The organism is Pseudoduganella sp. (assembly GCF_041914865.1).
Lineage (GTDB): Bacteria > Pseudomonadota > Gammaproteobacteria > Burkholderiales > Burkholderiaceae_D > Rugamonas.
Genome location: NZ_JAYSCO010000039.1, coordinates 39,925 through 52,458, shown reverse-complemented (window position 1 = coordinate 52,458; position 12,534 = coordinate 39,925). Strand labels below are relative to the sequence as shown.

The following is a 12,534-nucleotide window of genomic DNA, read 5'->3' as shown; positions in this document are numbered from 1 at the left end:
CTCCTTCCACTCCCCGCCCTGAAGGACGGGGTTTCTCGGAGCACATCTGATGAAGCAGCACATCGGCACCAAACAACGGCCGCAGCAGGGCACCAGCGGCAACGACATCCTGCAGGGCACCAGCGACAACGATTTCCTGTACGGCGCGGGCGGCAACGATGAAATTTACGGCGGCGACGGCAATGATTCGGTGCGCGCCGGCATGCTGTGGAATGGCAGCGCCTGGGTCGACGACCCGCTCGGCGACAAGCTGTTCGGCGGCAACGGCGACGATTACCTGGAAGGCGGCGCCGGCGACGATGTGCTGGACGGCGGTGCCGGACACGACGAGCTGTACGGCGGCGCCGGCAACGACCACTACATCATCCGCGACCGCTTCGACCTGGTGCGCGACTGGCGCGGCAGCAATACCGGCACCATCCTGGCCGACTGGGTCAAGCCGGCCAGCAACGTCAGCTGGACCTGGGGCGACGGCGTGCAAAAGCTGCCCTACTGGATCGACGCGCTCGGCTTCAATGCCCTCGGCTATATCGGCGGCGCGCTGGGCGGCACGCCCACCGTCCCGTACACTTTTGCGCAGCAGCCCACGGCCTGGTTCTCGGCCGAGGACAAGAACAAGTTCACGCCCTTCAATACGGCGCAGCAGGGCGTGCTGAAACAGGTGATGGGCTACATCAGTTCCGTCGTCAATGTGCAGTTCGTGCAGGTCAGCGACCCGGAAACGCCGTACGCCATCGTGTTCGGCAACAACGAGCAAACCAATTCCGGCGGCTACGCCTCGCCCATCGACTCCGACCATGGCTCGGTGCTGCTGCTCGACTACTACCGCAGCTACCAGGACCCGGGGCGCGACGGCGGCACGGCGCTGACCCAGGTGCTGCTGCATGAGATCGGCCACAGCCTGCACCTGAAGCACCCGTTCGGCCACGGCGACGCCGATGGCAATGTGGGCGACGGCCCCTTCCTCACCGATGCCGAAGACATGAAGTCGGTCTCGGTCATGAGCTACACGCGCGACGCCGCCTCCACCGGCTTCACCAGCTATTCGCCGTTCGACCTGGCCGCGCTGCACTATGCTTATGGCGTGGCGCCCACGGCGCGCGCCGGCAACGACAGCTATGTGCTCGACCCGCTGGCGATGAACATGCTGTGGGACGGCAATGGCATCGACACCGTGGACGGCGCGGCGCTGGCGCAGGACCTGGTGCTCGACCTGCGCCCCGGCTACTGGAGCCATATCGGCAGCAAGGCCGGGCTGATCACCGCCGCCGGCCAGGTCACCATCAACTTCGGCACCCGGCTGGAAAACGCGCTGGGCGGCCAGGGCCATGACCGGCTGACCGGCAACGAGGCGGCCAACACCCTGTCCGGCGGCGCCGGCAACGACGTGCTGGCCGGCCGCGAGGGCGACGACACGCTCGATGGCGGCAGCGGCATCGACACCGCCGTGTACAGCGGCAAGCGGGCCGACTACAGCATCACGCGCGGCCATGGCAGCGCCAGCGTCGGCAGCGCCGCCGAAGGCAAGGATGTGCTGGCCGGCGTGGAGCGCCTGCAGTTCGCCGACACCGCCGTGGCGCTCGACGTAGACGGCATCAACGGCCAGCTGTTCCGCCTGTACCAGGCCGCCTTCGACCGCAAGCCCGACGCCAGTGGCCTGGGCTACTGGATCGCCGCCGCCGACCAGGGCTTCAGCCTGGGCCAGATCGCCTCGGCCTTCATCGCCAGCCCGGAGTTCAAGCAGAAGTACGGCGCCAACAGCGACGACAGCACCTTCCTGACCCACCTGTACACCAATGTGCTGCACCGCCAGTACGACCAGGACGGCTTCAACTACTGGATGAAAACGCTGCAGGACGGCTATTCGCGCGAACTGGTCCTGGCCAACTTTGCCGACAGCAAGGAGAACATCGACAACGTCGCCAGCCTGATCGCCAACGGCTTCGACTACACACCGTTTGTTTAAATAGTTCAGGTAAATATGGTAACTTTGTAAAGTTATCATTTTTACATCGAAACTATTCAATGGCTATCCAGCGCATCGGCACCCCCGACAAGCCGCAGCAGGGCACCAGCGGCAACGACATCATGCACGGCACGGCAGGCGACGATTACCTGTACGGTGCCGGCGGCAAAGACGAACTGTATGGCGGCGACGGCAACGACGAGCTGACCGCCGGCATGATCTACGCCGGCGGCACCTGGCGCGACGATGCCAACGGCGACAAGCTCGATGGCGGCGCCGGCGACGACAAGCTGCGCGGCGGCGCCGGCAACGACCTGCTGCTGGGCGGCGACGGCAACGACACCCTGAACGGCGACTTCGGCCACGATACGCTGGAGGGCGGCGCCGGCAACGACCTGCTGTACGGCGGCGAAGGCGATGACCGCCTCGATGGCGGCACCGGCTACGACCAGTTGTTCGGCGGCGCCGGCAACGACATCTACACGGTGCGCGACCGCAATACCGTGATCGAGGACCGGCAGGGCATGAACAGCGGCACCATCCTGGCCGACTTCGTCAAGCCGGCAGCGGGCGTGGCCTGGACCTGGGCTCCCGGCGTGCAACAACTGCCCTACTGGATCGACGCCCTCGGCTACAACACGCTGGGCGCCATCGGCAGCATGCTGGGGCCGCGCCATACCGTCTATTACAGTTTCGCGCAGCAGCCGGCCAGCTGGTTCAGTGAGCTGGACCGCAAGCAATTCTCGCCGTTCAACGCCGCGCAGCAGGAGCTCACGCGCAAGCTGCTGGCCTATGTCAGCTCGGTGGCAAACATCGAGTTCGTGCAGACCAGTAACCCGGAGCAGGCCTACTCCATCGTGTTCGGTAACAACGAGCAGGCCGGCTCGGCCGGCTACGCCACCGCCGTCCACGCCGCGCACGGCGCGCCGCTGATGCTCGATTACGAGGCGCGCCTGCAGGACCCCGGCCGCGACGATGGCCTGGCCTTCAGCGGCATCGTGCTGCACGAGCTGGGCCACGCGCTGCAGCTGAAGCATCCGTTCCGCCATGCCGACGCCGGCGGTGACCAGGGCGACGGCCCCTTCCTGCCGGCCGCCGAAGACGTGAAATCGCTCTCGCTCATGAGCTACAACGCCGAACCCGGCGCGCGCGGCTACAGCAGCTACGCGCCGTTCGACCTGGCCGCCCTGCACTACGCCTACGGCGTGGCGCCGAGCGCGCGCGCCGGCAACGATACCTATGTGCTCGATGAAACCAGCATGAACATGCTGTGGGACGGCGCCGGGCGCGACACGATCGACGGCGCGGCGCTCACGCGCGACCTGGTGCTGGACCTGCGCCCCGGCTACTGGAGCTATATCGGCGCGCAGGCCGGGCAGATCAGCGCGGCCGGGCAAATCACCATCAACTTCGGCAGCGTGTTCGAGGCGGCCATCGGCGGCAGCGGCAACGACCGCCTGACCGGCAACGACGCCGACAACAGCCTGACCGGCGGCGCCGGCAACGACACCCTGTCCGGGGGCGCCGGCCGCGACACTGCGCTGTACAGCGGCAAGCGCGCCGACTACGTGGTCGCGCGCAGCGGCGCCAGTGCGACCGTCACGGCCGGCTCCAGCGGCGAAGGCAAGGACAGCCTGGAGGGCGTGGAGCGCCTGCGGTTCGCCGACGGCGCGCTGGCGCTCGATGTGGACGGGGCGATTGGCCAGGTGTTCCGCCTGTACCAGGCCGCCTTCGACCGCAAGCCCGACCTGGAGGGCCTGGGCTACTGGATCCACGCGGTGGATGGCGGCACCACGCTGCAGCAGGTGGCGGCCGCGTTCACCGGCAGCACGGAATTCAAGGGACTGTATGGCGCCGCGCCGAGCAATGAAACCTTCCTCACGGCGCTGTACCACAATGTGCTGCACCGCCCCTACGACCAGGACGGCTACAACTTCTGGCTGGGGGCGCTGCAGGCCGGCTTCAGCCGCGAGCATGTGCTGCTCGAGTTCGCCGACAGCAAGGAAAACGTGGCCAATGTGGCCACGCTGATCGCGAACGGCATCGACTACCTGCCGTTCGCGTAGGCCGGGCGCCGCTTAGCTGATGGCCACGGCCACCTGGCCGGCGGTCACGGTGGCGGTGGTGATCTTGGCGATCACATTCACCGGCGCCGTGCTGCCGACCAGCTTGTTCACCTGCTTGAACTGCGCCACCAGCGAGCCCGGGGTCAGCGTCACCACCGTGTAGCCTTGCGCGTCGGTGTTGGCATGGCGCAGCCACGGGTTGCTGTTCAGGCCAGCCAGCTGCTGCGCCAGGCCGACCAGCTGGCCGAACTCCGGGCTGGCCTTGATCAGGCCCAGCATGCTCTCCACCGGCAGGTCGATCGCGTTTTCCGGCACGCCCAGCGCCGCCAGCTGGCCGCGCATCTGCACCGCCAGCGTCGCCACCAGGGAGTCGGCGGTCGGCGCCGCCTTGCCCAGCGTGTAGTCGAGCAGGTTCACGTTCAGCTTGGCCGTGCCCAGGCCCGGCACCGGTACCGGCAGCGGCACCGACACCAGGTTGGACAGGTCGCCCAGCTTGCCCGCCTCTTCGCGCAGGTAGGTGAAGAAGGAATCGGAGCTGACGCCGGCCGACACCAGGTCCACCATCACCGGCGTGCCGCCGCCGGCGGCGTCGTAGTTGTCGTGCACGGTGCCGGCGAAGAAGGCGTGGATGTCGCCGGTCAGCGCCACCACATTGCCCACCTTGTTGGCTTTCAGGTGTTCCATCAGGGCCTTGCGCTCGGCATTGAAGCCGTCCCATTGGTCGCAGTTGACCAGGAACTTGCGGAAGTACGGCGCCAGCGCCGCGGCCTTGCCGGAAGCGACCACGAACGGCGACTCCACCTTCTTGGCGATGATGTCCGGCTTGACGTAGCCGATGGCGATGGCCTGCGCCGCCGCCGTCGCCTGCGCCGTGGCGTTGCCGCCGGCCTTGGCCGAGGCTTCCGCCTGGCTGAAGGCCGCAGCCGCCACGCCGGCCTGGGTCGCGCTCAGGCCGGCCGTCACGCCGGCCGTCACGCGCGCCGTCATGTCGCCGCCGGTGGCGGCCGCCGTGGCGATCGCCACCGCGCCGGCCTGGGCCAGCTGGGGCGCCGCGCCGGCGGTGACCGCGCCGACGATGGCGCCGGCCAGCGGCACCTGGCCGCCGGCCTGGGCCGCGGTGCTGCCGATATTGGTGGCCAGGGTGGCGACCGCCTGCAGCGCCACCAGGGTGGCGATGGCGTCGGTGCCGTTCAGGCCCATGCGCAGCAGCGAGACTTCATTGCCCCACAGCTTCCAGGTGGCCTTGGAATCCTTCATGGTGTTTTTCCACCAGTCGCGCTGGGTGGCGCCCAGCACGCTGACGGCGGTCAGCGGGTCGGCGCCGGCCGCGGTGGCCGCGGCGATCTTCTGCTGCTCGATGAAGGTGTGCATTTCCTGCGCCACCAGGTAGCGCGAGCCGATGCTGCCGAACGGCACGCCGGTGGCCGGGTTCGGCGTGGTTTCCGGCACCACGTGGTCGGCGCGGTACAGGCGCTCGTCGGTCATCACCAGCTGCATCAGGTTGCCGAACTTGAAGTCGCGGTAGATCTTGATGTTCTGGAAGCCGGTGGCATTGGCGTCGAACGTGACGTCGGCCGGCATGTATTCGAACCAGGCCTGGTTGGCGTTGCGACGGCGCCCCGTGTCCTTCTTCTCGCCGTCGGAATAGGTCTGGGTGTCGCCCCAGGAATCGTCGCTGAACTCGTGGTCGTCCCAGATCGCGATGAAGGCGAAGCGCTCGTGCACCGCCTGCAGGCGGCTGTCGGTGCGGTATTTCTTGTACAGGTAGCGGTAGTCGGCCAGGGTGGTGGCGTACTTGGCGCCCGCGTTGCCGCTCTTGAAGGCGCCGTTCGGCAGCGCCAGCGGGCCGTGGCGCGACTCCACGCTGCCGACCTGGAAGGCTTCGCCCACGGTCTCGTAAATGTAGTCGCCCAGGTGCACGATGAAGTCCAGCTTCTCGTTGTTGGCGATGTGGTCCAGCGCGCCCCAGTGGTTGATGCTCCAGTCCTGGCAGGTCAGGTAGGCAAACTGCAGCTGCGACACGCTGGCGTCGGCCGTCGGCGCGGTCTTGAAGCGGCCCACGTTGGAGCGCACGTCGCCGGCCGTGAACTGGTAGAAGTAGGTCTGGCCGGCCTGCAGGCCGGTGACCTTGTGGCGGATGGTGTTGTCGAAATCGGGATTGAGCGTGATCTGGGCATCGACCACGGTGGCCCCTTCCAGCGCCTTGTTGCTGCCCAGCGCGCCGGCATTGTCGGCCAGGGTCACCTGCAGGCGCACTGATACTTCGGCCTTGCCGCTGGCCAGCGCCACATCGTCCAGCGACGACGGCACCACGCGCGTCCACAGCATGATGCTGTCGGCGCGCGGATCGCCCGAGGCCACGCTTTGCGGGAATTTCCAGTTGGCGCCGGTGGCCGGCGGCAAGGTGCTGCCGCCCGGGCTCGGGGTCGGCGGCGTGTAATCGCTGCCGCCGCAACCGGCCAGGCCGCCGCTGGCGACCGACACGGTGATGAAGCCACCGAGCTTGATAAATTGACGACGATCCATAAGTCTCCTTGGGTCTAAAAGTTATTGTTTTAGGATATTAACTTTACAAGCCGATGAATTTTCTTGAGATTCCCCGAGGAAAGCTTCTAATTCGCCGTTTTCGGCCCGCCAATCGTGCGCGGTCGCACGATTGGTCGCGCTGGCGCGACATTTCCTGTGCTTGGGCGTACCTTTCCCCTACCGGACAAAACCATTCACTTTGGAAGGGGGGATCATCATGGCAGGCATCATTCTTGGTGGCACGGCAGGCGATAACTTCCTCAACGGCACCGGGTCGGACGACTCGATTTACGGCAACGGCGGCGCCGACATCCTCAACGGTCTGGAAGGCGACGACACCATTTCCAGCGGCTCGGTGTACGACGCATCGAGCGGCGCCAACCTGCCGGACACGGTGGGCGACCTGCTGGATGGCGGCCCGGGCAACGACCGCCTGCTGGGCGGGCATGGCCACGACCGCCTGTTCGCCGGCCCCGGCAACGACACCATGGATGGCGGCCCCGGCATGGACACGGCCTATATCCAGGTCGCCAGCACCAGCGCCACCATCACCCGCAGCGGCAACACCGTCACCATCCAGAGCAGCCTGGGCACGGACACCCTGCAGAACGTGGAACGGGTGGTGTTCAACGACAGCGCCATGGCCTGGGACATCGACGGCAATGCCGGCATGGTGTACCGCCTGTACCAGGCCGCCTTCGACCGCAAGCCCGACGCCGAAGGGCTGGGCTTCTGGATCGACGCGGCCGACCATGGCTTCAGCGGCGTCGCCATCGCCGGCGGCTTCACCAACAGCGCCGAGTTCGCGCAGCGCTACGGCGCCAATTCCAGCAACGACGTCTTCCTGACCGCCCTCTACAACAACACCCTGCACCGGGCGCCGGACGCGGAGGGTTACCAGTACTGGATCGACGTGCTGAACAGCGGCTATTCGCGCGAAATCGTACTGCTCGGATTCTCCGAAAGCGCGGAGAACAAGGCACAGGTGATTGGCGCCATCCAGAACGGCTTCAGCTACGATCCCTGGGGGTAAGCCAGAGGGACGGTATGCTAGAATATCGCCCTCGATTGCATACCGTCTAAGGAAGATTGAACATGGCTGGACACAGCAAATGGGCCAATATTAAGCACAAAAAAGCTGCAACAGACGCGAAACGCGGCAAAATCTGGACTCGCCTGATCAAGGAAATCACCGTGGCGGCGCGCATGGGCGGCGGCGACATCGCCTCCAACCCGCGCCTGCGCCTGGCAATCGACAAGGCGGCCGACGCCAACATGCCGAAGGACAATGTGAACCGCGCCATCCTGCGCGGCACCGGCGGCGGCGACGGCGCCAACTATGAAGAAGTCCGCTACGAAGGCTACGGCATCGGCGGCGCGGCGATCATCGTCGACTGCATGACCGACAACCGCGTACGCACCGTGGCCGAAGTGCGCCATGCTTTCAACAAGTACGGCGGCAATATGGGCACCGAGGGCTCGGTGGCCTTCATGTTCCAGCACACCGGCCAGTTCCTGTTCGCGCCGGGCACCGATGAAGCCAAGCTGATGGACGCCGCGCTGGAAGCCGGCGCCGAAGACGTGGTGACCGACGAGGAAGGCGGCATTGAAGTACTGTGCGGCCCGCATGATTTCGCCAGCGTGAAAGACGCGCTGGAAGCGGCCGGCTTCAAGGCCGAAGTGGCGGAAGTGATCATGAAGCCAGCCACCGAAACCGTATTCACCGGTGAAGACGCGGCCAAGATGCAAAAGCTGCTGGATGCACTGGAAAACCTGGACGACGTCCAGGAAATCTATACCAACGCTGTCATCGAAGAATAATCCCTTATGAAGATCCTGGTAGTCGGCTCGGGCGGCCGTGAACACGCTTTGGCTTGGAAACTGGCGCAGTCGGAGCGCGTGCAGATGGTCTATGTTGCGCCTGGCAACGGCGGCACTGCGCGCGACGTGCGCCTGCAGAACGTGCCGATCACCGACCTGGAGCAGCTGGCCAGCTTCGTCGAGCAGGAAGGCATCGCGCTGACCGTGGTCGGCCCGGAAGTGCCGCTGGCTGCCGGTATCGTCAACCTGTTCCGCGCACGCGGCCTGAAAGTATTCGGCCCGACCCGCGAGGCGGCGCAGCTCGAGTCGTCCAAGGACTTCGCCAAGGCCTTCATGAAGCGCCACGGCATCCCGACCGCCGAATACGAAACCTTCGCCGACGCCAAGGCGGCGCACGCCTTCGTCGACAAGATGGGCGCGCCGATCGTGATCAAGGCCGACGGCCTGGCGGCCGGCAAGGGCGTGGTGGTCGCCATGTCGCTGGAAGAAGCGCATGGCGCGGTCGACCACATGCTGTCCGACAACGCCTTTGGCGACGCCGGCGCGCGCATCGTGATCGAAGAATTCCTGGCCGGCGAGGAAGCGTCCTTCATCGTCATGTGCGACGGCAAGAACGTGCTGCCGTTGGCCACCTCGCAGGACCACAAGCGCCTGCTGGACAACGACCAGGGCCCGAACACCGGCGGCATGGGCGCCTACTCCCCGGCCCCGATCGTGACCCCGGCCATGCATGCGCGCGTGATGCGCGAGATCATCATGCCTACCATCCAGGGCATGGCCAAGGACGGCATCCAGTTCACCGGCTTCCTGTACGCCGGCCTGATGATCGACGCCGCCGGCAACCCGAAGACGCTGGAATTCAACTGCCGCATGGGCGATCCGGAGACGCAGCCGATCATGTCGCGCCTGAAGACCGACCTGGTGAGCGTGATGGAACATGCCGTCAACGGCACCCTGGACCAGGTGGAACTGGAATGGGACCGCCGCACCGCCGTAGGCGTGGTGCTGGCCGCCGCCGGTTACCCGGATGCGCCGGTCAAAGGCGCGCATATCCACGGCATCCCGGCCGAAACCAGCGACTCGGTGACCTTCCATGCCGGCACCGCCGACGATGCGGACGGCAAGCTGGTCACCTCCGGCGGCCGCGTGCTGTGCGTGGTGGGCCTGGGCGACAACATCAAGATGGCGCAAAAACAGGCATACGAAGCGGTCGACAAGATCGGCTTTGAAGGCGTGCAGTTCCGCCGCGACATCGGCTGGCGGGGATTGAAGCACTAACCCCGGCAAAGCGGGTCCGACCCAAGGGTCAGACCCCAGGCATGCCGAAGCCGCAGACCGCCGGACAGACAGGGTCTGACCCTTGGGTCAGACCCAGGTTTACCGGGTTTAAAGAAGAAAGAACAAATGACCGCCCCTAACCCACAAGACGTCAAAGCCTGGCTGCTTGGCCTGCAGGACCGCATCATCTCCGCCCTGGAGAATGCGGACGGCAAGCCCTTCCTGCGCGACGCCTGGGAACGCCCGGAAGGCGGCGGCGGCATTTCCCGCCTGATCGAAGAAGGCAACGTCTTCGAGCGCGGCGGCTGCAACTTCAGCCACGTCACCGGCGCCAAGCTGCCCCCCTCCGCCTCCGCCCACCGCCCCGAGGTAGCCGGCCAGGCCTGGGAAGCCATGGGCGTCAGCCTGGTACTGCACCCGCGCAACCCCTACGCACCCACGGTGCACATGAACGTACGCTTCTTCAGCACCAGCAGCAAAGACGGCACCCCGGTCTGGTGGTTCGGCGGCGGCATGGACCTGACGCCCTACTACGGCAACCAAGAAGACGCGCGCCACTTCCACCGCACCTGCCGCGACGCCCTGGCGCCGTACGGCGCGGAGCTGCACCCGAAATTCAAGGCCTGGTGCGACGACTACTTCTACCTGAAGCACCGCAAGGAAGCGCGCGGCGTCGGCGGCATTTTCTTCGACGACTTCAACGCGCTCGGCTTCGAGCAGAGTTTTGCCATGACCCGCAGCGTGGGCGACGCCTTCCTGGCGGCCTACCTGCCGATCCTGCAAGCGCGCAAAGACACCCCGTACGGCGAGCGCGAACGCGACTTCCAGTCCTACCGCCGCGGGCGCTACGTCGAATTCAACCTGGTATTCGACCGCGGCACCCTGTTCGGCCTGCAGTCCGGCGGCCGCACGGAAGCGATCCTGATGTCGATGCCGCCGCTCGTCAAATGGCGCTACGACTGGCATCCGGAAGACGGCAGCGCCGAAGCGGCGCTGTACAGCGACTTCCTCCCGCACCGCGACTGGCTGGCCGAGTGAAACGCTGCATCGCACTGCTGGGAGGCAGTTTCGATCCGGTACACAACGGCCACATCGCGCTCGGCAAGCTGTTTGCCGGCAAGCTGCAGGCCGACGCGTTACTGGTGATCCCCGCCCTGCCCTGGCAAAAGGGCGCGCTGGTGGCCACGCCCCAGCAAAGGGTGGACATGCTGACCCTGGCCTTCCAGGGCCTTTCCTGCCCGGTCACGATCGACTGGCAGGAACTGGCGCGCGGCAGCGCCACGTATACGATCGAAACGCTGCGGGCGATCCGCGCCGATGTGGGGCCCGACGTGTCGCTGGCCTTCCTGATGGGCGCCGACCAGCTGCAGCGGCTGAACACCTGGCACGAATGGCGTTCCCTGTTCGACCTGGCCCACATCTGCGTGGCGGCCAGGCCCGGCTTCGAGCTGGACGACGCCCACGTGCCGGCCGAGGTGGCTGCTGAATTCCAGCGCCGCCTGGCCACGCCGGATCAGGTCAGGAACACCCCGGCGGGCAGGACCATGCTGGCGGCCGAAATGGCCGTCGACATCTCGGCCACTGCCATTCGTGCTGCATTACAACGGGGGGACGGGGCGCACTCGCTTATCCCCCCGGTAGTGCTAGACTATATTGAACAACATAATTTGTATAAGAACTAAATAATGGATATCAAAAAACTGCAATCCCTCGTCGTGGACGCCCTGGAAGACGTGAAGGGCCAGGAAATCGTCCTGTTCGACACCACCGGCCTGACCAGCCTCTTCGACCGCATCTGCATCGCTTCCGGTACCTCCAACCGCCAGACCAAGGCCCTGGCGGCTTCGGTGCGCGACAAGGTGAAGGAAGCCGGCGGCGACGTGATCGGCATCGAAGGTGAAGACACCGGCGAATGGGTGCTGGTGGACCTGGGCGACATGATCGTGCACATCATGCAGGCCCCGATCCGCGCCTACTACCGCCTGGAAGAAATCTGGGGCGAAAAGCCGGTGAAACTGGGCGCCGCCAAGCGCAAGTCGACCGCCGAAGGCAAGGCCGCCGCCGAGAAGGAAGCCGCGCCGAAGAAATCCGGCCACCTGGCCGCCACCAAGGCCGCCAAAGCCGCCGAAGCCGTGGTCGAGAAGAAGCCGGCCGCCAAGAAGCCGGGCACCGCCAAGGCCACCGCCGCCGCCGGCGCCGTCGCCAAGAAAGCCGCCGCCAAGAAAGCCGCACCAAAAGTCGTGGCGCCGGAAGGCAAGAAAGTGAAGGTCGCTTCCACCAAGACCGCCGAGGCATCCGCCAAGGCCGCCAAGGAGAAGAAAGCCGCCGCTGCCGCCGCAGCACCGGCCAAGACCGTCATCAAGCGTATCAAGAAGCCTGCGGCTGAGTAATCAGTGCAGCTGATTATCGCTGCGGTCGGCCACAAAATGCCGGCCTGGATCGAAAGCGGCTTCACCGAATACGTGAAGCGCATGCCGCCGGAACTGCGCATCGTGCTGAAGGAAATCAAGCCCGTTGAGCGCTCCGGCAGCAAGACCGCCGCCACCGCCATGGCCCTGGAACGGGAACGCATCGAGGCGGCGCTGCCCAAATCGGTGCGCATCATCGCGCTCGACGAACGCGGCAAGGACCTCACCAGCGTTGGGCTATCCCAGCAGCTGGAAGCGTGGCAGCAGGACGGGCGCGATACCGCCTTCCTGATCGGCGGCGCCGACGGCCTCGATCCCGGCCTGAAGGCCAGGGCGGAAGGCATGATCCGCCTGTCCAGCCTGACCCTGCCGCACGGCATGGTACGCGTGATGCTGGCGGAACAGTTGTACCGGGCGTGGACAATTACACAAAACCACCCTTATCATCGGGTCTAAACCATAAGGCTGA

At 66.0% G+C, this 12,534-nt stretch carries 10 protein-coding genes; 9 read left to right on the top strand and 1 reads right to left on the bottom strand.

Features of this window, described 5'->3' with window-relative positions; genetic code table 11:
* Nucleotides 1-49 precede the first annotated feature (49 nt).
* Both ACE3TQ_RS17790 and ACE3TQ_RS17785 read left to right on the top strand, forming a co-directional pair.
* Nucleotides 50-1,966 (top strand): DUF4214 domain-containing protein, encoded by a 1,917-nt coding sequence (locus tag ACE3TQ_RS17790; protein ID WP_374583625.1) that lies wholly within the window; start codon nt 50-52, stop codon nt 1,964-1,966.
* Between the two features lie 59 nt (nt 1,967-2,025).
* Complete coding sequence (locus ACE3TQ_RS17785) at nt 2,026-4,032, top strand: DUF4214 domain-containing protein (RefSeq protein ID WP_374583624.1); 2,007 nt, start codon at nt 2,026-2,028, stop codon at nt 4,030-4,032.
* Between the two features lie 12 nt (nt 4,033-4,044).
* Here ACE3TQ_RS17785 and ACE3TQ_RS17780 read toward each other — a convergent pair whose 3' ends face one another.
* Entirely contained in the window at nt 4,045-6,558 is a 2,514-nt protein-coding gene (locus ACE3TQ_RS17780; RefSeq protein ID WP_374583623.1) for an alkaline phosphatase, read from the bottom strand.
* Nucleotides 6,559-6,775: 217 nt separating this feature from the next.
* On the opposite strand from ACE3TQ_RS17780, the gene ACE3TQ_RS17775 reads away from it, so the two are divergent.
* The 7 genes from ACE3TQ_RS17775 to rlmH all read left to right on the top strand — a co-directional run bounded on the left by ACE3TQ_RS17775 (nt 6,776) and on the right by rlmH (nt 12,521).
* A complete protein-coding gene (locus ACE3TQ_RS17775; RefSeq protein ID WP_374583622.1) occupies nt 6,776-7,591 on the top strand; it encodes a DUF4214 domain-containing protein in 816 nt (271 codons plus the stop codon).
* 62 nt (nt 7,592-7,653) lie between these two features.
* Nucleotides 7,654-8,379, top strand: a complete 726-nt coding sequence (locus tag ACE3TQ_RS17770) for a YebC/PmpR family DNA-binding transcriptional regulator (protein ID WP_374583621.1) — start codon at nt 7,654-7,656, stop codon at nt 8,377-8,379.
* 6 nt (nt 8,380-8,385) lie between these two features.
* Nucleotides 8,386-9,657, top strand: a complete 1,272-nt coding sequence (gene purD / locus ACE3TQ_RS17765; RefSeq protein ID WP_374583620.1) for a phosphoribosylamine--glycine ligase — start codon at nt 8,386-8,388, stop codon at nt 9,655-9,657.
* Between the two features lie 126 nt (nt 9,658-9,783).
* Nucleotides 9,784-10,695, top strand: coding sequence for an oxygen-dependent coproporphyrinogen oxidase (gene hemF, locus ACE3TQ_RS17760; protein ID WP_374583619.1), 912 nt, complete (start codon nt 9,784-9,786; stop codon nt 10,693-10,695).
* Nucleotides 10,692-11,339 carry a nicotinate-nucleotide adenylyltransferase gene (locus ACE3TQ_RS17755; RefSeq protein ID WP_374583618.1) on the top strand — a complete coding sequence of 216 codons (648 nt, stop codon included), beginning with the start codon at nt 10,692-10,694 and terminating at the stop codon, nt 11,337-11,339. Before hemF ends, ACE3TQ_RS17755 begins: the two co-directional genes overlap by 4 nt.
* A gap of 3 nt (nt 11,340-11,342) precedes the next feature.
* The gene (rsfS, locus tag ACE3TQ_RS17750; protein ID WP_374583617.1) at nt 11,343-12,047 is read left to right on the top strand and encodes a ribosome silencing factor; all 705 of its coding nucleotides are present in this window, start codon (nt 11,343-11,345) and stop codon (nt 12,045-12,047) included.
* Nucleotides 12,048-12,050: 3 nt separating this feature from the next.
* Nucleotides 12,051-12,521: a 23S rRNA (pseudouridine(1915)-N(3))-methyltransferase RlmH gene (gene rlmH / locus ACE3TQ_RS17745; protein WP_374583616.1), complete on the top strand. Its 471-nt coding sequence runs from the start codon at nt 12,051-12,053 to the stop codon at nt 12,519-12,521.
* Nucleotides 12,522-12,534 lie beyond the last annotated feature (13 nt).

Excerpts from the sequence above, each read along its gene's own strand:
- ACE3TQ_RS17790 (WP_374583625.1), top strand. The coding sequence starts at position 50 with ATGAAGCAGCACATCGGCACCAAACAACGGCCGCAGCAGGGCACCAGC.
- ACE3TQ_RS17785 (WP_374583624.1), top strand. The coding sequence starts at position 2,026 with ATGGCTATCCAGCGCATCGGCACCCCCGACAAGCCGCAGCAGGGCACC.
- ACE3TQ_RS17780 (WP_374583623.1), bottom strand. The coding sequence starts at position 6,558 with ATGGATCGTCGTCAATTTATCAAGCTCGGTGGCTTCATCACCGTGTCG.
- ACE3TQ_RS17775 (WP_374583622.1), top strand. The coding sequence starts at position 6,776 with ATGGCAGGCATCATTCTTGGTGGCACGGCAGGCGATAACTTCCTCAAC.
- ACE3TQ_RS17770 (WP_374583621.1), top strand. The coding sequence starts at position 7,654 with ATGGCTGGACACAGCAAATGGGCCAATATTAAGCACAAAAAAGCTGCA.
- purD (WP_374583620.1), top strand. The coding sequence starts at position 8,386 with ATGAAGATCCTGGTAGTCGGCTCGGGCGGCCGTGAACACGCTTTGGCT.
- hemF (WP_374583619.1), top strand. The coding sequence starts at position 9,784 with ATGACCGCCCCTAACCCACAAGACGTCAAAGCCTGGCTGCTTGGCCTG.
- rsfS (WP_374583617.1), top strand. The coding sequence starts at position 11,343 with ATGGATATCAAAAAACTGCAATCCCTCGTCGTGGACGCCCTGGAAGAC.